We start from the raw sequence: 18,661 nt of genomic DNA, 5'->3' as shown, positions 1-18,661 counted from the left end.
AATTTATATTTAACTTTAAAAAATTGAAACAAAACTATTAACTAAGTAAATTCAATTTTTTATAATATTATTACTCAAAATATTCCTAAAAATTTTAGCACCAATACCACTTTTAACATTTTTGCCAATATTTATACCAGGATGAACACTGGTGGCTGTTCCTAAATGAGTAAACTTTCCAACTTTTACATTTCCAGATAAGGAACAATTTGGAGAAATATGAGAATAATCGTCAATTTGACAGTCATGATCAATTGATGCAGATGTGTTAATTATTACACCCTTGTTAATTTTAACTCCTGGATTAATCACCGCATTAGCCATAACACAAGAGCCAACACCTAACTTACTATGTTTGCTAATAGTTGCTTTTGGATGTATTAAAATACTAATATTTAATTTTTTTTTTATTAGATCTTTTAAATAATAGTATCTTAAGTTATTATCTCCAATGGCAACAAAAAAAGAATTGTAATTTTCTAATTTTTTATAAAGCATATTTATATTTCCAACAATCTCATATGGAAATTGAATTATTTGTCGACTTTGTTTATCAAAAAAATCAACAACTTCAAATCCATTCAACAAAGCTATTTCTCCTACTACTTTTCCATGACCTCCAGCTCCGATAATTGCTAATTTTTTTTTATTATATTTGTGAGACTTAAAAATAGTTAAACCTTTAGATGCTATAAAATTATCATTTTTAATATTACTAACTTCAAATTTTTCTTTTTTGAAAAATTTAATAATGTATTGTAAATAGTTATAACCTGCCAAATGAGTAAATGGATACCCTCCACCAAAGCGAGGATTAAAGTCTAGAAAATAAATATCATTTTTTAAATCTACTATAAAATCCAAATCTAAATTTCCTACATGTTTAAATATTAAACTTATTTTCCTACCAATATTTGTAAATCTTTTACTAAAAACTACCTCTGCCTTATCAGTCTCTCCTGATCTCATTGATATTTTTTTTTTTACACAACAGTGAATAAATTTTCCATTCAGGTCATTTAATATATCCATTCCATATTCTTGTCCTTTTATATAATCTTGAATTATGTAAGATTTGTCAAATTTATGTTGAGGTAGATTTTTTTTATAATCTATATAAGTATCTTCACTACCACTTCCTTCTTTTTTTTTACAACAATTTTTTTTTGAGCAGGAATTTGACTAAAATTTTTCCATAACTTAGGAACCTTCAGGTTATTTTTTAAACATAATTTATGATTTTTTTCTTTATCTAAAAAGTTTAAAACTGTTCCATAATCAGAAATGATTATCGAAGTTCCATTACTTTCAAATAATTTCTTATTTTTCGCTAAAATATGTAATTCATAATCCATCAATGGGATTAAAATATCAATTTTATTTTTTTTGCATAATTTTATTAGAGAATTTAAATATTTTTTGTCACTCAGGCCAACACGAGGAGTTAAAAACTTATTTAATCTTTTGTCTACCCAAAAACTCGCAGTATTTTCAGAAGTGTCAGTTACAAAAACTTCTATTTTTGGATCATATTCATCCTTTAGTTTAAACAAATAATCAACGATATAGGTTCTTCGACCAGCATTAGTTAATAGTATTTTCATTATAAATTTTTATTCAGTATTATTTTAAATCTTTTTTAAGTATTTTTATAGTATTTGATATGATTATACTAATTTTAACTTTTAATTAATTTTATTAGAAACTCTGCAAATAAAAAATCTATTCTCTCATCAATATCTATAGAACTCTCTCTATCCATAATGAATGCAAAAATGTTTTTTTTAATAAAAAAACCTTTTTCCTTTAAAAATTTTTCTGTTTTGCATATATAGATTGCACCATTAATTCTAAAATACTTTTCTAAGTCTTGACTACGCTTATCTTTTGCTTTTTTTTGTCTGAAGTTTACTAAACTTCTATCATCAGGTAAAGTGCTAGACCAGAGAGGGCTATGATCCGTTTCACAAACACCTATAACTGCATCAGCTTTTTTTGCTGTTAAAAATTTTATAGCATCATCAATATGTTTCTCATTTCTCAAAGGACTTGTGGGTTGTAGTAAAACTATATAATCATATTTTCGTAAATTTAATAGAGCATGATGAATTGTATAAAATATTTTTGAGGTATCTGAAGCTAATTGTTTTGGTCTCTTAATAGTTTGAGCACCATAATTTTTTGCAATTTTTAAAATATAATCTTTGTCACTACTAACAATGACTTTATCAATATATGTACTTTTAAGTCCAGCCTTTATACTCCATGCAATAAGTGGTTTTCTATTCAAATTAAGAATATTTTTTTTTGGTAATCTTTTACTTCCACCTCTGGCAGGAATTATAGCTAAGAATGTTTTTTTTTTGTACATTAATATTTTTCAATTTTAATTTTTAAAATTACTTTTTCTAATTCTGTGTTTTTAGTTAATTTTTATTTTTTGACTCCTCAATTGAAATGGTATTTAATATTTTTATTGATCTATCTACAGCTGTTCCATTTCCATAAAGTTTTTCATTTTTTAATAATCTTATTTTTCCATCTACTAGCTTATTTAATATTTTAATAACATTACCAACTTTTGCTGAAACATTTGTAATAGATCTATCTAAAGCTCTACCTTCTTGTCTCGTTCCTACATTAACAACATGTTTGTTAAAATATGGTGCTTCCATAATGCCACTGCTCGAATTACCAAATATAAACTCAGAATATTTGATTGCAGTATAATACCCTAAAGAACCTAAATGCCGTTCAGCATAAACATTTTTGTTTTTTTTAATGGCATCAATACAAACTCTTATATCTTTACTGCTTTCATCGTTATTTGGATATGTTATTAAAACACTAATGTTTTTCTTCATCAAAAAATTAATACTCGCTTCCAAAATTTCTACTATAGGTTCCTTAATTAATGTGAGAGGGTGGAAAGTCATCAAAACATATCTTTTATTCAAAAGATCTGGTACAAATGATTCAATTCTAAGTGGAGATTTTAAAAATTTTTTTATTGCATCAACTGTAGGTGAACCAATAAAGAATAACTTATCCTTATTTATGGATGGAATATTTTTTAGACAATCATTTGCCTTTATTGATGTCGTAAAATGATACTTTGCAAAATTTGTAATATTAAACCTATAAATATTATCCACAGCACCACTTGTAATATGTCCTCCTCCAGAATGTAAAATAGGTATTTTTGCAAAATGTGAAGCAATAGCTCCAGCATATGTCTCAAGTCTATCACCAACTAAAATTACAAGATCGTATGAACTTGATTTTAAAAAATTATGTAATACTTTTATTGTTTTTATCATTTCATCAGATTTATTAATGTCTTTTTTTAATGTGTTTAATTTTATTATTTTTCCAAATTTATCTTTTTTAATCTCTTCTACAGAATTGCCATACAATTTCATCAAATGCATTCCATGTACAATAATATCTAAATTGAAATTTTTTTCTTCAGATATTCCTTTTAGAGTACTTCTAAATGGCCCATAATCAGCTCTTGCTCCTGTGATAAATGCAATTTTCATAGAATATATTTTTTTTTATAACTCGATTTTTTTCAATATCTATTTTAGCTATTTTACCTATCACTAAATGTTTATTAATCGGAAAGATCCCAGTACCTGGACGTCTAAAGCATATATCAGCATTGGTAATTTTAGTATTTTTTTTAATTTTACGCTTTGAAACAATGCTCTTCCTGACTACTTTGGCTATATTTTTTTCATTTTTTGAAAGATTTTTCTTTTTTTTTCCTAGAACAGTCTCTACTTCCCTAATTTTATTAACCAAGTCAGCAAATTCCTCAACAGTAGCTGAGGCTTTGTGATCAGGCCCAGGTAAAGATCTATCTAATGTAACATGCTTTTCTACTATTGATGCCCCCATAGCAACAGCTGCAATTGCAGCTGAGTTACCTAGTGTATGATCAGAGTAACCTACTTTGGTTTTGAACTTTTTTTTAATTTCGAGCATAACATTTAAATTTATTTTATCCAAAGGAGCAGGATAAAGTGAAACACAGTGAAGAATGGTAATATCTTTATTTTTTTTGTCTAAGATTTTAAGAGCTAATTTAATTTCTTTAAAAGTAGCCATTCCTGTTGAAATTATTACTGATTTTCCACTATTCGATATATATTCCAACATATCTAAAGAGAAAATCTCACCAGATGCAATTTTAAATTTTGGTACATCAATTTCCTTATCTAAAAAAACTAAACTATCGATATCAAATGGGGTGCAAAGATAATCAACTCCCAACTTTTTACATTTATTAGCAATTTTTTTATGTTCCAAGTGAGTTAATTGTCTTTTTTTTGATGCTTTAAATATATCATTGTCATTGTCATTAATTTTTTGATAATCTGCTTTAAAAGCATCCAACGACATTGACTTCCTCGGGTCACCTAATTGAAATTTAACAGCATTCACTCCAATTTTAGAAAGTTTTTCAACTAGCTGTGAAGCAAATTTATAGTTTCCATTATGATTAGGACCTATTTCTGCAATAATATAAACTTTACTCACTCTACAAAACCCTTTTCATAATTAATTTTTAGTGCACAATTTAATTGTCCTCCAGTATTAATAATAATACAATTTTCTAAAGGGTTATCTTCTAAATATTGTGCAACACGTATATTGTATATTGGATCTGGATATATATGGTATTTTTTAAAAAAATTTAATGAAATATTTCTTTGAGATAAATTAATTTGGCCATATTGTCCAGCAAATCTATCGTCAATTTCAATAAAATTTATAGCCTTATCTGAAAGCATCTTTGAAGCCTCCTGGTCACATTTGTTTTTTTTTCTTGAGACAGAAATACCAATAACTTTAATATCTAGTTTCATTTCATAAATTGCTTGAGTAATTCCAAAGGCAGTTGTTCCTGTGCCAAAAGGTAATATTAAGTATTTAAATTTTTTTAAACTTTTATTTTCAGTTACTATCTGTTTAAACCAATCTCTATAAGAATAAAAACCTTCAATTGTGTGCCCACCACCCTCTATCCAAAAAAAATTTTTATACTTATTTTTTTTAATTTTGATTTCGTGATATAAATTATCTTCACCAATAAAAAAAATTTCCGCACCTAGTTCTTTAGCCAACTTTAAATTTGGAAATTTATATATATCAACAAATTTATTTGTGATTAAAAGTACAACTTTTTTGTTTTTTTTTCTTCCCATGAAAGCTGTTGCCAAACAATGGCTAGAAAATTTAGATCCAAAAGTAATAAAACCATCATATTTTTCTTTATTTTTTAAAATATATCCTAATTTTCTGATTTTGTTACCACCACATAAATGATGATTAAGAGTTTCATCTATAACTATATTAGATTTTATTTTCAATTTTTTTCAATACCCATAGTTTATGCTTTGCAACACCTTTTTCGTTAAAAAAATAATCAAACGAATCTCTAATTTTTTTAATTTGTTTAATATCGTTTTCAATACCAACTATTAAAGAATTTTTTCTACCTATAGTTAGTATAGATGGAAACAAAGATATTATTTCTTTGTTGAGAACATTTAAATTGTAAGTTTTAAAAATATTTTTTAGCTCTTTTTCATCGAAACATCTTAACTGAATAGGCTTATCTCCAAAGTATTCTATAAATTTGTTTTTTTTTACAACATTTAGATACTGATGAATTCCATCAAATATCATGGCTTTGAGTGCATTGCCTTCTTTATCTGGTTCTGTCTCTAATAATAAACCATTTTTTTTTAAACATTTAACAATTTTTTTTAATCCTTTTTCGTAATTATTATTTAAATAATACAGAACACCTATGCATAATATAATATCAAAATAATTTCTTGCAAATGGGACATCTAAAATACTTCCATGTACAAGGGTAACATATTTTGATTTATTAATTTTTTTTAATTTATTATCTAAAATTTTAAGTGAATGAATACTGGAGTCTACCGAAACAATATTTTTAAATCCCATTTCCAAAAGTAATAAGGTAAAGCGACCATCACCACATCCGGCATCTAAAATAGAAATATTTTTATTATAATTTTTAATATATTTTTTAATTATTTTTTTATAATACTTGGTTTCCCAAAAAGGCAAAGAGAAAGGAGTCTTCTCCAAAGAATCAATTTTTGTTCCTTTAACTTTTGCATGACTTTCAATAGATTTATTTGATATTAGAGAAAATAATTTTATATTACCATTAACTTTAAAAGGCTTTTTATTAAAAATTTTCATCATTATACTTTGTTAGGCCAATACAAAGCCTTAGTATGAATTTTCGATTTTATATTAAAATATATAAGTCTCTTCACATCTTTTTTAAAATAAAAATAATTTTTTTTAAGTCTATTATTGGGTTTTATTAAGTTTTGAGGTTTACCAACAATTTTTTTTGTAAGTAATTTCTGCAAGTATGTTTCTATCAATTTAAATAATTCATCATTTATTTTTTTAAATAGTGTACAACCGTCATCAAATTTTTTAATTGGAATCTTTTTTCTAGCAATAATATTTCCATTATCAATATTCTCAGTAATCCAATGAATAGAAGCTCCAGAATATTTTTCTTTATTTATTATTGGAAATATATGTCCTCCAACTCCTTTATATTCAGGAAGATATCCTCCATGACAATTTACTATACCAATTTCAAATAAATCTATAAATTTTTTTTTGAGAATAATGTCATTTCTTGCTGAAATGGCTAATTTTAAATCTTTAAGATTATATATTTCATTGATAGTAAGTTTTCTAATTTTTTTTTCTTTGCAATACTTTGTAGCACAAATTTCATTATTACTGTCTGGATATGTTTGTATTTTATTAGGGTGAACTACACCTACAAGTTCTAAATTTTTTTTACTTTGTACTAATTTAATAATTTTTGTTGCTAGTGGAAGATTTCCCAAAATAACTATTTTGTTTCTCATAGATTGTTAAGAAGTTGATTTAAAGAGCTTTTAAATCTTAATAAAATTTTTTGGTTAGTAGAAAATTTTAAAGTATGATTAATATCTAGAGCTATACTAGTTTCACCTAAAATTTTACAATTATTTAATCTATTGTATCTAAAATTTTTTAATTTTTTGAAAGATTTCTCTAAATAAATTTCTGGACAGGAACCAGTATAGCAATTGATATTATGTTTTTTGAGATTTTTAATTATTTTGAAACGAATATTTTCATAATTTTTTATTTCAGGTTTTATGAAAATATAAAACCTGTACCAAGCACATTTAACTTTATTTGGTGGCAAATAAAAATTAAAAATATTTTTATACTTTAAAAGTAGCTTAAAATAACTTTGTGAAATTTTTTCTCTTTTAATTTGAATTTTTTTCAAATTTTCTAATTGATGTATTCCAGCAATTGATTGTATTTCTGTGATTCTAAGATTTGTACCAAAGTAATCTTTATTATAAACAAATCGCTCTGAATTTAATTTTTTTTTTAATACAGATCCATGATTTATGTATCTTTTACAAAAATTATAAATTTTTTTTTTATTTGTTGAGATCATTCCACCTTCTCCAAGAGTAGAAACTATTTTATCATTACAAAATGACCATGTGCTTACATCTCCAAAAGAACCAACTTGACAGCCATCAATTGAAGCACCATGAGCTTGGGAACAGTCTTCGATAATTTTTAAATTATTACTTTTTGCAAACTTTTTTATGCTTGTCATGTCACAAGGTAATCCTGCTAAATGAACACAGATAATAGCTCTTGTTTTTTTTGTTATTTTTTTTTTATATTTTTAACGTCAATATTTTGAGTTTTAATATCTACATCTGAAAAAATTGGTTTATGACCAGTGTTTACAATGCACGCTGCTGATGAAAAAAAACTCCTTGCAGGTACAATAATTTCTGAATTTTTTTCCAATTTTAATGATTTTATTGCAACTTCTAAGGCAGCTGTGCCATTACAAATTGCAATTGAATATCTGTTTCCAACGAACTTAGAAAACTTTTTTTCAAATTCAATACCATAAGGACCACTTGTGTAATTAATCTTGCCGGATTTTATCACTTTATTTACTTTTTTAATTAATCTGCTATCAAAATTTGGCCAATTTTTATCCTTCATTGTTAATTATTTTTCTTATTTAATAACTTCTTATTATTTATTAATTTTACGAACTAATTGTATCATCAAAATATTAACCTCTATATTAATCTATTATTTTCTCTACTTTAAAAGCTTCAGCAAATTGAGCAAAAACCTGACTTCCTCTCAATCTTGAAAGATTAATTATTGATTCTTTTGACCTCGGGTGAGGATGTTTTTTTACTTGAGATTTATATTTTAAAAATGCATTTATTTTTGAGTCAAGCTCTGATTTTTTTAATTTTACATAATAATTTGGATTAAAAGATTTTCCATTTTCATTCCATTCTGTTTCTGAAAGAACTTCATAAGATAATATTTTTTTTATATTATTTTTTTTATTCGGTCTCATTGCAACTTTGGCAGCTTTAAATATTATTTTATGATCATCATGAATATCATATATAGATGGTATTAAAATAACTTCAGGATTAATTTTTTTAATATAATTGTCAATAATGTTTGAAATTTTATAAATTGGATAATTTGTTAAGTTTAAACCTGGTAAGTTTTCAAAAAACAATTTGTTTGTGCCAACAGATAAATTTGCTAATTTAGATTCATTTCTTATTGTTTTAATGTTTTCGTAAGAATAAATTTCTGGAGCACCCTTATTCGCATTAGTTAAAATTAGAACGTTAATCTTATAGTTTTTTTTTGAATATTTTGAAATAAATCCTCCACATCCTAAAATCTCATCATCAGCATGTGGTGCTATTATTAATATTTTTTTTTTATCCATTTTTGTAAAATTTTAAAAACAGTGTTATTAATATATTATAACATCTTCTTTATCTATTATTAAACAAACAAAAATTGAATATTTATTTAATTATTGAAGATTTATTTTTAAAAAATCTTTTTAAGAGTACAAATGGTGTTTTAGTTAAAATTATAAAATAATTTATTAAGTTATAATTTTCAACAAATTCTATATCTAATTTTACTTTATCAGTTAATTTTCTATATTTTCCTGTAAAATTTATTTGTGAGTATCCAGTAATACCAGGTAAAATTTTTCTTCTTTTTTTTTTAATATCTTATTTATTTTCCTTTCAGTTGATTCTGGTAACGGTCTAGGTCCAACAATTGACATATTATTTTTTAACACATTTAGTAACTGAGGTATTTCATCTAAACTTGTTTTTCTTAAAATCTTACCAAAATTAGATAATCTCTGTTCTTCATTTTTATATTTTATGTTACTCATGGTTCTGAATTTATAAATAACAAATTTTTTTCCACCTCTACCTATTCTATTTTGTTTAAATATTATTGGTCTACCTTCAATCATCAATATTAAAGAAGAAATAATAACTAATAAAGGTAATAAAACTAAAAGTGATAAAATAGAAATTGAAATATCAAAAAATCTTATCATATATTTTAATATAATTTAAATTTTTAAAATAAAACCAATTATTATCTTAAATATATTAAATTTTATATTTTTCTTTAATTAAACTAAATGCTTATAAAAATGTCAGTGTCTCCAAGGAAAATTTCCTTAGTTAAAAAATTTGATTTTAATTTAGTCAAAACATCTTTTCTTAAAATTCCAATCTTAAAAGTAATATAGTCAAAATTATTTTGTTTATTTTTTGATAAGTATATTAAATTATCATATTTTAAATTTTTAGATAAACTATTAAAATGGCTTGATATTACTTTTGTTGAGCCAAAATGATCGATGATAACAAAACTAAAACCCGTTTTGTCTATATTTTTTTTTAAAATAAAGAAACTTCTAAGATTTTTTAATTTATATTCATTGATAAAATATTCGTTTGGTTTGTAAAGCAAATATCTTTTTTTAAAATAAGAATAATCTTTAAAAAAAAAATAATTACCTTGTTCAAAAAAAGTTTCTAGTTCTGTTATTTTTTGAATTGGATGGTTTATATTTTTTTTACTGGAGGGGTTATTTGAAGATAGTTTGCATAGATAATATTTTTTAATTAAAACATACTCTTTTTTAATTCCAAAATTTGAAAAATTTTTTTTATTTGGCCACATTACAATTAAAGGTACTTTTCTTAAAATATTTTTAACTCTTTTTAATAGCTCTGAAAAAATGCCTTGGCCTCTATATTTTTTTAATACCATACTTGAATGTCTTGAATAAACTCTACTTTTAATTTTTGTATTTAATTTCATTGAGACCATACCTACGTTTGCAATTAGATTAGAGGATTCAAAAGCCCCATAACAAAAAGAAAAATTATTACTAAAATATCTCCATTTATAGAAATCAAAACTTATTTTTTTTCTATAACAAGAATAAAATAAACTACTAAACTCATCATAATCACTTATTCTTAGTTTTCTGAATTTAATTTTTTTATTTTTTAATTTCACAGACTTGAATTTTTATTCATCTCTTTAATAATTTTATACAATTCCCAATTAATCTGTTGCTTAGAAAAAGATTTATCGATCGATCTGAATGCATTTTGTCTCATGTGATTAAATGAAGAATTATTCTTTTTTAAGTAATTTATCTTATTACAAGCATCCTGATATGACTTAATAAAAAAGCCATTGAATTTATTTTTAATCAGATCATTATTACCTCTTATGTTGTAGCATATTACTGGCAAACCTTTTAAAAGTGATTGCATGACTGCTACTGGCAAACCTTCTCTTTTACTTAAATGAAGCAATAAATCATAATTATTAATTTTATTATTTAAATTTTTATCAAATTTTCTGAATGAAATATTTTTTATTTTTCTTTTATTTTTAATGTAATCAAATTTTTTATGGTCACCATAACCATAACAAGTTACTTTAACTCTATTATTTAAACTTTCAGCAACTTTTAATATATCAATATATCCTTTTTCTTTTTTATATGATGAAATAACTAAAATCTTTTTTAATTCTTTTTTTAATATTATCTTTTTTTTAATTGGTAAATCAAGCCCTACACCTTTAATTTTATAACAGCGTCCTTGTGTAGCAAAATTTTTTCTTACGTAAGAATAATCTTCACTGTTTATTGTAATAAAAACACTTGTTTTAAATGATAAAATTTTTTCAATAACTTTAAAAAAAAAATTTTTTAAAGATTGATTTTTTGAAGTAAATCTAAAACCATGAATAAAATATATAATCTTTAATTTATCAAAAAAAGTAAAAAACCTAAAAACATGTGAAGCTACTGGTGTATGAATATAAAATATTGTTGAACTATTTTTTTTTTTATTTTTTTAATTTGAAAGAAAATTTTTATATATTTTTTAATTTTAAAAAAATCAGTTACTCTTAATGGAAAATCTATTCTATGTTTAATTTTATTTTTAAATTCTAAATTCTCAATATCTGAACAAGCAACCTCCACTTTTAATCCTCTTCTAGAAAAAAAGTTAGCTTGAGATTTTAAAAAAGTATTAAATGTAATTGATTTTGTGCAAATAAAAATTATCTTCACTTGATAGTCCATGTTTGAAAGTATTTTTTAGCCATTTTTTCGATTGAAAAATCCCTTTTAATTTTAATTTGAGAATTTTTTTTTAAATATTTCCATCTTTTTTTATCATTTTTTAAAACCTCTAAACATTTATCTATATTTTTTGAAATTGAAAAATGATCATTTTTTTTCATGATAAATCCATAACGATCAATTATTTTATTTGCGCAACCAGCATTACTCGATAATACGGGAGTACTACAAAGCATAGCCTCTGCTATCACATTTGGGAAGGATTCAGAGTGAGATGGTAACAAAAGCAAATCAATACCATTATAAAATTCTAATAAATTTTTTTGCTCATTTAAAAAAAATGTCTTATTTTTAATTTTTAACCTAGAAACCCATTCTATTAATTTTTTATTATTTTTAGAAACATCTTTTCCAACTAAATATAAATATAAGTTGTTATGTTCTTTAATATTTTTTGAAAAAGCAATCAGTAAAGCCTCAATATTTTTTTGTTTTGCAAATCTTCCAGCAAATCCTAAAACGATATCTTTTTTCTTTAATTTATTTTTTTTTCTAAAAATGTCTCGTAGATCATTTGATGGATAATAAATTTTTTTACTATAGCCGTTATATATCAGAACAGATTTATTCTTTTTATAAGAATGATTTTGCTCATGAAATTTCATGCTTGTTTCTGAACAATAAATTATTTTTCTTGGTATATAATTAGAAACTAACCCGCAAATTCTTGATATTAATATTGTTGTTATTTTTGAAATTTTATAATTCAATTCTGAATGTCTAATATTCCAAATTATTTTATTATGAAACATTTTTGGAGCAAAAATTGTTAAAATATTTGAATGATACATCCAGCTTTGAATTATATCTGGATTTTCTTTTTTTATAATATTCCTAAGATTAAATATATTTTTTATTAAATCTATAATTTTTGTTTTTTTACTTATTCCTAAAGAAAAAATTTTTATACCTTGGCTTATAAGATTTTTTTCATAATAACCATTTTTAATTAAAGTTATAATAGTTAATTCAATTTTATTTTGATATTTCTTTTTTTGAAACTCACATAACCTATATAAATTACCTTCTGCCCCACCTTTTTTAAGACTATTGATAATATGCAATATCTTCACAAAATTATATTTTTATTAATTTATTTAATTAAAATTTTACAAGTTTTTTAAATTTATGTAATAAAGAAATCCCTTTAAGATATGGTGCTGCTAATAACAACATTAATATTATAATTTTTGACCTATGTCTTAAACCTGTTCCAAAGTTTCCCACTCCTAATCCAAATAATAATATATATGTAATCAAAATTAGTAATATCATCATTAAAGCAGGATCTTTCAAAATTACTCTTCTATTTTTAAAAATTAGAAAAGATAAATAAATATAAACAAAAGCATCAAACATACCAATTAAATGTGTTGGTGATTTTATATCCCAGGGAAAAGGAGAATAAATAAAATATACTCCTCTTATAGGTACTTTAAAAAATAATTCTCCTATTGAATTTACTTTTGTCCATTCAGGGTATGACGCGAGACCTCTATTAGAAATATTTATTCTTTCTAACTGGATATTTTTATTTGTTAGTTTTTCAAAATTTCCTAAATATGGAAATTTTATTTGGTTTGAAATATATAAACCAATCAAACCTATATAAACAAATATTACTATAAGAATTTTAGCATCAATTTTTTTAATTTTTAAATTTTTAAATAATTTTTTTATATAAAAAATGAAAACTCCAGTTAAAAAAACAAAGCCACCAATTATCATTGCTCCATGAAATAACATTATCAAAATAAAACCGAAGAGAGCTAAGGTAAGAAATTTAAACTTATCAGTTTTAACCCAATCTATAATACTGTGTAAAGTTACTAACAAAAAAAAGGTGATATAAGTTTCTCTCATTATTAAAGTTGAATATAAAATTAATGGAGGAAACAAAGCAACAAACCAGGTAACTTTTACTGCTATAATATTTCCCCAAATTTTCTTTGACACTATCCATGCCAAAAAAACTGTTGCCATCCCAAAAAGTAAACTCATTGATTTTGCCATCAGTTTACTTTCTCCAAATAAAGAATATGGAATAGATATTAAAAAAGAAATAAATTTACTAGATATAAATCGGGGCTCTACAATTCCATAGCTATCTATTAAATTTAAAAAACCATTTTGAGAAATTAACCACGCCATTAATTCAAATTTAACTTCATCTTCTCCACCACCTGGCAAGGGACCTACAAAATGTCCGAACAACAAAAATATAATACGTAACAGTAGTGCGACTAACATAATTTTGAAAATTTCAGGAAAACGTAAAGAAAAAAATAAAATGATAAAAGAAATTAAAGAAAGAGAGGTTATTCCAATTAAATTATTCATCCAATAAAATATTAATATAATAATTAAAAAATAATTAACCCTTTAATAGCATAATAAAAAATAAAAAAGTTAAATTAACGATATAATTCTTTTAACTCTATTTTTCCATGAATATTGACGAAAATCATTTAAAGCTTGTTTTGCTAAATTTTCTCTTACTGATCTAATTTTGAGTTTATTAATTGCTTTAATCCATTTATTAACATTGTTATACTCTACTAATATTGAGTTTTTTTTGTTTAAAATTTCCCTTAAAATATTTAAATCAGATGCAATTATAGCTTTCCTATGAGACATATATTCAAAAAGTTTCAAAGGAGAAGTAAAAGGAGAGATATTTACTGCATTTTCTTTGGCACCACTAGCGAAGACTACTTTTTGATTAGGCAACAAGCACACATCTAAAGCATTTAAATATTTAGTAATATGTTTGTGAGATATATGTCCATAGAAAAAGACTTTTTTGCTTTTAATTTTTCTTTTCCATAAATTTATATCTTTACTTAAACCACCTATAACATGGTATTCTATACCCTGGTTAATTTTATTTGCTAATAATGAAATAATTTCCATACCTTTACCTTTATACAAATGACCAACATATCCAACTTTTAGATTTTTCTTTTTTCCTAATAATTTTGCTTTTATATTAAAATTTTTTGTTTCGTCTGCACCATCGTGGGCAACTATTATTTTTTTTTTTGATATGTATTTTTTTTTTAAATAATTTTTTTTTAGTGAATTTGAAATTACTACTAGCTTTAAAAATGATTTACTTTTTAAAAGATGTTTGAAAAAAAAATTTCTAAAATTTTTTTTAATATTTTCAGGCATATGTGACTCAAAAATAACTTGATTTCCTAATAATGATGCAAAAAAACATCCATGCAAAAAACGTCCATACACTATTTTGTATTTTCTATTGAAAAGAAGAAAAATAAAGATAGATATAGCATAAATTAACACACCTCCTTTAATATCTGGATACCATAATTTTTTTATAAAAAAATTTTTTTTAACACCATAGAATTTGAATGAATCTTTAATTTTTTTTTCGATTTTTGCTTTTTTATTTGGTGCAAGCAATGTTACTTTAAAATTATTATCTGCAAAAGCTTGACACATTTTCATAACATTTATACTATTTGCATTCTTTGAAGGGATAATTGAATTAGAAATATACAATATTTCCATTTTTAAAAAGTTTTGTTAATCAATTTATTTAAGCTATCTGTGTTAATTCTAAATTTATTTTCTGTTAAAAACTATCTTAAAGTACCTTAGTCCCTTGCCAAAAAAAGACATTTCAAACTCTTTACCAAAAATTTCACACACCATTTCAAGTGAGGGGTGAATAACCCATCCCGCGTGTTTGTGACGGTGCATTTCTGCAACTCTTGATAGCCTACTAACATTTAGATCTTTTTTCCACCAGTGTTTGTGAGATGATAAATATAGTAAGGGACGAGCTAAATCCATTTCAATTATTGCTGTTTTTATTGTTGCATCTCTTATTGCTCTCAAAGCGCCCAAAACATTTTCAACCTCTGTTACAACAGCGATACATATTACGACATCAAACTTACCATAAGTTGGAACTTTTTCTATTCCAGCAATATTAAAATCAACATCTAATTCTTCATTCAGTGCAAGCATTTTAGCTTGGTAAATTCTTTTTTCATTAACATCTATTCCCATAACTTTTTTGGCGCCTGCTTTTTTTGCAAAAAAACTATATTGTCCAGAATTACAACCAATATCTAAGACAGTTTTTTTAGAAAAATTAAATTTATTTAACCAATTTAATCTAGAAAGTGTATTAAATTTCCCAGATGTTTTTAAACCATTATTTAAATTAATTGTTTGATACCATTCTTGGTTTTCAATCCAACTTTTGTATTCCTTATTATTTAATTTGACAATTTTTTTAAATTGCTCATCCATTTTCTAACCTCCCAAATAAATTTTGAATAAGACTTAACACCTGGTAATTTTTCGTACTTAAGTGCATAAAGAATTGCAGCGCGGTGATGACCTCCTTTAAGAACAAAAAATTTATTTTTTTTTATCACAATTATCTGATCATTCAAATTTGACTTATATCCTTTATTCATTATTGATTTTATTAATTCTATACGCCTATCAACTAAAGATGTTGCCCCTTTTATTATAACTTTTTTGTCAATTAACATTGGGTTGATCCAACATTCATCTCTATTATAATTTATAAAATTTAATGAATACCTGTGCACTGATCCTTGAAACATGCCACCTTCTGATTTTTTATAAATACCATATTTTTCAAATTCAATTACCAACCATTCAATCCATAAACTACGTGCTTTAGCACAATCTCCTTTAATCCACATTAAAATAAAATTATAAAATGGCCAATCACTTATTTTTTTAGCTCCATAACCTGCTTTAATATAACAATTTAAATCATTGTGAATAATTTTATCAATTAATATGTCTTTTTTACTAAAATTCATAAAATAAATTTTTTAATTACAATATATTCTAATTTTATATTTAATATTTTTGTTAATTAAATAAATTAAATACTAATTTCTATTTATTTAAAATTATGTTACCGAATTTATTTAAAAAGTCTTCTGAAACTAATTCTGAAGCAAATAAACTAATATGATTATTATCTCTATACAGTAAATCTTTACTTTTGTTCATACTACATCTCTGAGTAATTTCATCACAAAATAAATGACTCAAATCATAAATAAATATTCTGTCATTGAGAATTGTATCAAAGATTTTATAAAAATTAGCAGTACGAGATCTATAATTTTTAAAACTATGGGTAAAAATATCTAGATTTTTATCTGAATATCTCACTTGGTGTGAATAATATTTAGGAACATCCCATCCAACCTCTGGAACTGGACTAAAAATAAATAGACGAAAATCATTTGATAGTAAGTTTAACTGATTTTTAATTGCTATTGATACTCTCTTAATTCTTTCATTCTTAGTTTCAAAAATATTTTTTTCTGGATATCCAATTAAATCAACTGCATCTTGAGTGCCATATTCAACTCCACCTTCTCCATTATTATAACCTTTACCATTAATATAAAGAGGGAATCGAGCAATAAAGATTATATCTTTAATATTACTTGATTTGGCATAATTTATCATAGATCTATTATATTCGTCACACCTATGAGAATTATCTAAGTCAGTTCTATAAAATCCGATAAAAGGGATACATCCTGCATATGATATTGCATATGTACCTATTCCCAGATTGTATAACTCTTCTTGTAGACTCAATTGAATAGTATCAAGATGACTGTCGCCAATCATCATAACTGAAGCAGAATTATTTATCATATATAAACTGCAATTTTTTATTGGATGTTTTGGTATTTCACCATCTCTTGAATTTAACATACATTTTTCAGAATTTTTTTTTCTAAGATCGGCTTTTTTTAAAGTTTTAACAAGGTCATCTGGAAATCTTTTTTCAAATCCTAAATTTGTATGACCAATTACACCAAAGATAATGAATGTTGACATAATTAAACCAGAAATAATAAATATTTGTTTTCTACTTAAAAACTTTTTATTTCGAAAAGGATTTTCAACAAATTTCCATGATATAAATGCAAGTATAAAAGAAAAAATTATAAGAATAAACATAACTTCTACAGAAAGTTTGTCTAAAAACCTTATTCTAGCAAAAGCAAAAACCGGTTGATGCCATAAGTAGGATGAATAACTAATCAATCCTATTCCAACTAAAAATTTATTTCTAAGTATTTTGTTAACTAAAGTGTCTTTATTAGCATATAATATTATCAAAAAGACACCAATTACAGGAACTAAGGTATATAAACTAGGAAATGGTGTATCCTCATCGTAAATAAAAAAAGTAATAATTATGATTAATAAACCAAAAAAAGATAATAACTGACTACTTTGAACACCTTTTTTTTGTATTATTAGAGCTGCAATTGATCCAGCAAAAAGCTCCCAGACACGCGTAGGTGCAAAATAAAAATTTGCAGAGGCAAAATTTCTCGATCCCCACTCACTTAAGAATAAACTAGTAGAAGCAATAAAAGTAATTAGAAAAAAAACTTTTCGTTCTCCATATCGCCAAAAAAAAATTAAAAACAAAGGGAAAAATAAATAATACTGTTCCTCTACTGCCAAACTCCAAGTATGTATTAGAGGTTTTTCCTCAACTGCAGTATCAAAATAATCATTTTCTTTCCAGAAAAGAATATTTGATAAAAATAAACTTACGGCAACTAAACTTTGGGAAAAATCTTTCATCTGCCCAGGTAACATCCACATCCAAGCAAAAGGAATACAGACAATCATTATTAATACTAATGCAGGCAAAATTCTTCTTATTCTTCTCTCATAAAAGTGGGCTAAATTAAAAGTTTCATCATTTAAATCTTTAATCAAAATTGATGTAATTAAATATCCACTTATAACAAAAAAAATATCAACACCTACGTATCCACCTTTAAAAATTTTGAAATCAGCATGAAAAAGTATAACTGGCAAAACTGCCAAAGCTCTCAATCCATCAATTTCAGCACGATATTTCAATTAGTATTATCCAAAAAATTATTTATAAATTTATTATGATTTAATAACAAATAATAACATAATTCACTTTATAAAACATTTATACTTTAAATTTTATAAAGCTTT

General features: G+C 24.3%; 20 protein-coding genes and 1 pseudogene. All 21 read right to left on the bottom strand.

Annotated elements, in window-relative coordinates:
- Positions 1–51 precede the first annotated feature (51 nt).
- The 21 genes and pseudogenes from ACIJYF_RS00875 to ACIJYF_RS00775 all read right to left on the bottom strand — a co-directional run bounded on the left by ACIJYF_RS00875 (position 52) and on the right by ACIJYF_RS00775 (position 18,556).
- On the bottom strand, positions 52–1,116 hold the full coding sequence (locus ACIJYF_RS00875; protein ID WP_435117946.1) for a NeuD/PglB/VioB family sugar acetyltransferase: 1,065 nt from the start codon (positions 1,114–1,116) through the stop codon (positions 52–54).
- Positions 1,113–1,604, bottom strand: coding sequence for a hypothetical protein (locus ACIJYF_RS00870; RefSeq protein WP_435116924.1), 492 nt, complete (start codon positions 1,602–1,604; stop codon positions 1,113–1,115). Before ACIJYF_RS00870 ends, ACIJYF_RS00875 begins: the two co-directional genes overlap by 4 nt.
- 74 nt (positions 1,605–1,678) lie before the next feature.
- On the bottom strand, positions 1,679–2,371 hold the full coding sequence (locus tag ACIJYF_RS00865) for a cytidylyltransferase domain-containing protein (RefSeq protein WP_435116922.1): 693 nt from the start codon (positions 2,369–2,371) through the stop codon (positions 1,679–1,681).
- 55 nt (positions 2,372–2,426) lie between these two features.
- Positions 2,427–3,542 (bottom strand): UDP-N-acetylglucosamine 2-epimerase, encoded by a 1,116-nt coding sequence (gene neuC, locus ACIJYF_RS00860; protein ID WP_435116919.1) that lies wholly within the window; start codon positions 3,540–3,542, stop codon positions 2,427–2,429.
- Positions 3,508–4,545 (bottom strand): N-acetylneuraminate synthase family protein, encoded by a 1,038-nt coding sequence (locus ACIJYF_RS00855; protein WP_435116917.1) that lies wholly within the window; start codon positions 4,543–4,545, stop codon positions 3,508–3,510. Before ACIJYF_RS00855 ends, neuC begins: the two co-directional genes overlap by 35 nt.
- On the bottom strand, positions 4,542–5,378 hold the full coding sequence (locus ACIJYF_RS00850; RefSeq protein ID WP_435116915.1) for a pyridoxal-phosphate dependent enzyme: 837 nt from the start codon (positions 5,376–5,378) through the stop codon (positions 4,542–4,544). Before ACIJYF_RS00850 ends, ACIJYF_RS00855 begins: the two co-directional genes overlap by 4 nt.
- Positions 5,362–6,249 (bottom strand): class I SAM-dependent methyltransferase, encoded by an 888-nt coding sequence (locus ACIJYF_RS00845; protein WP_435116913.1) that lies wholly within the window; start codon positions 6,247–6,249, stop codon positions 5,362–5,364. The genes ACIJYF_RS00850 and ACIJYF_RS00845 overlap by 17 nt, the downstream gene beginning before the upstream one ends.
- A gap of 2 nt (positions 6,250–6,251) precedes the next feature.
- Positions 6,252–6,944, bottom strand: coding sequence for a formyltransferase family protein (locus ACIJYF_RS00840; protein ID WP_435116911.1), 693 nt, complete (start codon positions 6,942–6,944; stop codon positions 6,252–6,254).
- Positions 6,941–8,106: pseudogene (locus ACIJYF_RS00835) on the bottom strand (DegT/DnrJ/EryC1/StrS family aminotransferase). Before ACIJYF_RS00835 ends, ACIJYF_RS00840 begins: the two are co-directional and overlap by 4 nt.
- 85 nt (positions 8,107–8,191) lie before the next feature.
- Positions 8,192–8,869 (bottom strand): PIG-L deacetylase family protein, encoded by a 678-nt coding sequence (locus ACIJYF_RS00830; RefSeq protein ID WP_435116909.1) that lies wholly within the window; start codon positions 8,867–8,869, stop codon positions 8,192–8,194.
- Between the two features lie 82 nt (positions 8,870–8,951).
- Positions 8,952–9,113, bottom strand: a complete 162-nt coding sequence (locus tag ACIJYF_RS00825) for a hypothetical protein (protein WP_435117944.1) — start codon at positions 9,111–9,113, stop codon at positions 8,952–8,954.
- Positions 9,110–9,508, bottom strand: a complete 399-nt coding sequence (locus ACIJYF_RS00820; protein WP_435116907.1) for a sugar transferase — start codon at positions 9,506–9,508, stop codon at positions 9,110–9,112. The genes ACIJYF_RS00825 and ACIJYF_RS00820 overlap by 4 nt, the downstream gene beginning before the upstream one ends.
- Positions 9,509–9,591: 83 nt before the next feature.
- Positions 9,592–10,485: a GNAT family N-acetyltransferase gene (locus ACIJYF_RS00815; RefSeq protein ID WP_435116905.1), complete on the bottom strand. Its 894-nt coding sequence runs from the start codon at positions 10,483–10,485 to the stop codon at positions 9,592–9,594.
- On the bottom strand, positions 10,482–11,024 hold the full coding sequence (locus tag ACIJYF_RS00810; RefSeq protein ID WP_435117942.1) for a glycosyltransferase: 543 nt from the start codon (positions 11,022–11,024) through the stop codon (positions 10,482–10,484). The genes ACIJYF_RS00815 and ACIJYF_RS00810 overlap by 4 nt, the downstream gene beginning before the upstream one ends.
- Positions 11,025–11,287: 263 nt before the next feature.
- Positions 11,288–11,560: a hypothetical protein gene (locus tag ACIJYF_RS00805; protein WP_435116903.1), complete on the bottom strand. Its 273-nt coding sequence runs from the start codon at positions 11,558–11,560 to the stop codon at positions 11,288–11,290.
- On the bottom strand, positions 11,557–12,705 hold the full coding sequence (locus ACIJYF_RS00800; RefSeq protein WP_435116901.1) for a glycosyltransferase: 1,149 nt from the start codon (positions 12,703–12,705) through the stop codon (positions 11,557–11,559). The genes ACIJYF_RS00805 and ACIJYF_RS00800 overlap by 4 nt, the downstream gene beginning before the upstream one ends.
- Positions 12,706–12,733: 28 nt before the next feature.
- Positions 12,734–13,972, bottom strand: coding sequence for an ArnT family glycosyltransferase (locus ACIJYF_RS00795; protein WP_435116899.1), 1,239 nt, complete (start codon positions 13,970–13,972; stop codon positions 12,734–12,736).
- Between the two features lie 69 nt (positions 13,973–14,041).
- Positions 14,042–15,166: a glycosyltransferase gene (locus ACIJYF_RS00790; RefSeq protein ID WP_435116897.1), complete on the bottom strand. Its 1,125-nt coding sequence runs from the start codon at positions 15,164–15,166 to the stop codon at positions 14,042–14,044.
- A 54-nt stretch (positions 15,167–15,220) separates the two neighbouring features.
- On the bottom strand, positions 15,221–15,916 hold the full coding sequence (locus ACIJYF_RS00785) for a class I SAM-dependent methyltransferase (RefSeq protein ID WP_435116895.1): 696 nt from the start codon (positions 15,914–15,916) through the stop codon (positions 15,221–15,223).
- A complete protein-coding gene (locus tag ACIJYF_RS00780; RefSeq protein ID WP_435116893.1) occupies positions 15,883–16,464 on the bottom strand; it encodes a hypothetical protein in 582 nt (193 codons plus the stop codon). Before ACIJYF_RS00780 ends, ACIJYF_RS00785 begins: the two co-directional genes overlap by 34 nt.
- Positions 16,465–16,543: 79 nt before the next feature.
- Positions 16,544–18,556, bottom strand: a complete 2,013-nt coding sequence (locus ACIJYF_RS00775; protein WP_435116891.1) for an acyltransferase family protein — start codon at positions 18,554–18,556, stop codon at positions 16,544–16,546.
- Positions 18,557–18,661 lie beyond the last annotated feature (105 nt).

This window comes from Candidatus Pelagibacter bacterium nBUS_49 (assembly GCF_051200925.1).
Lineage (GTDB): Bacteria > Pseudomonadota > Alphaproteobacteria > Pelagibacterales > Pelagibacteraceae > Pelagibacter.
This window is presented reverse-complemented; position numbering and strand designations above follow the sequence as displayed.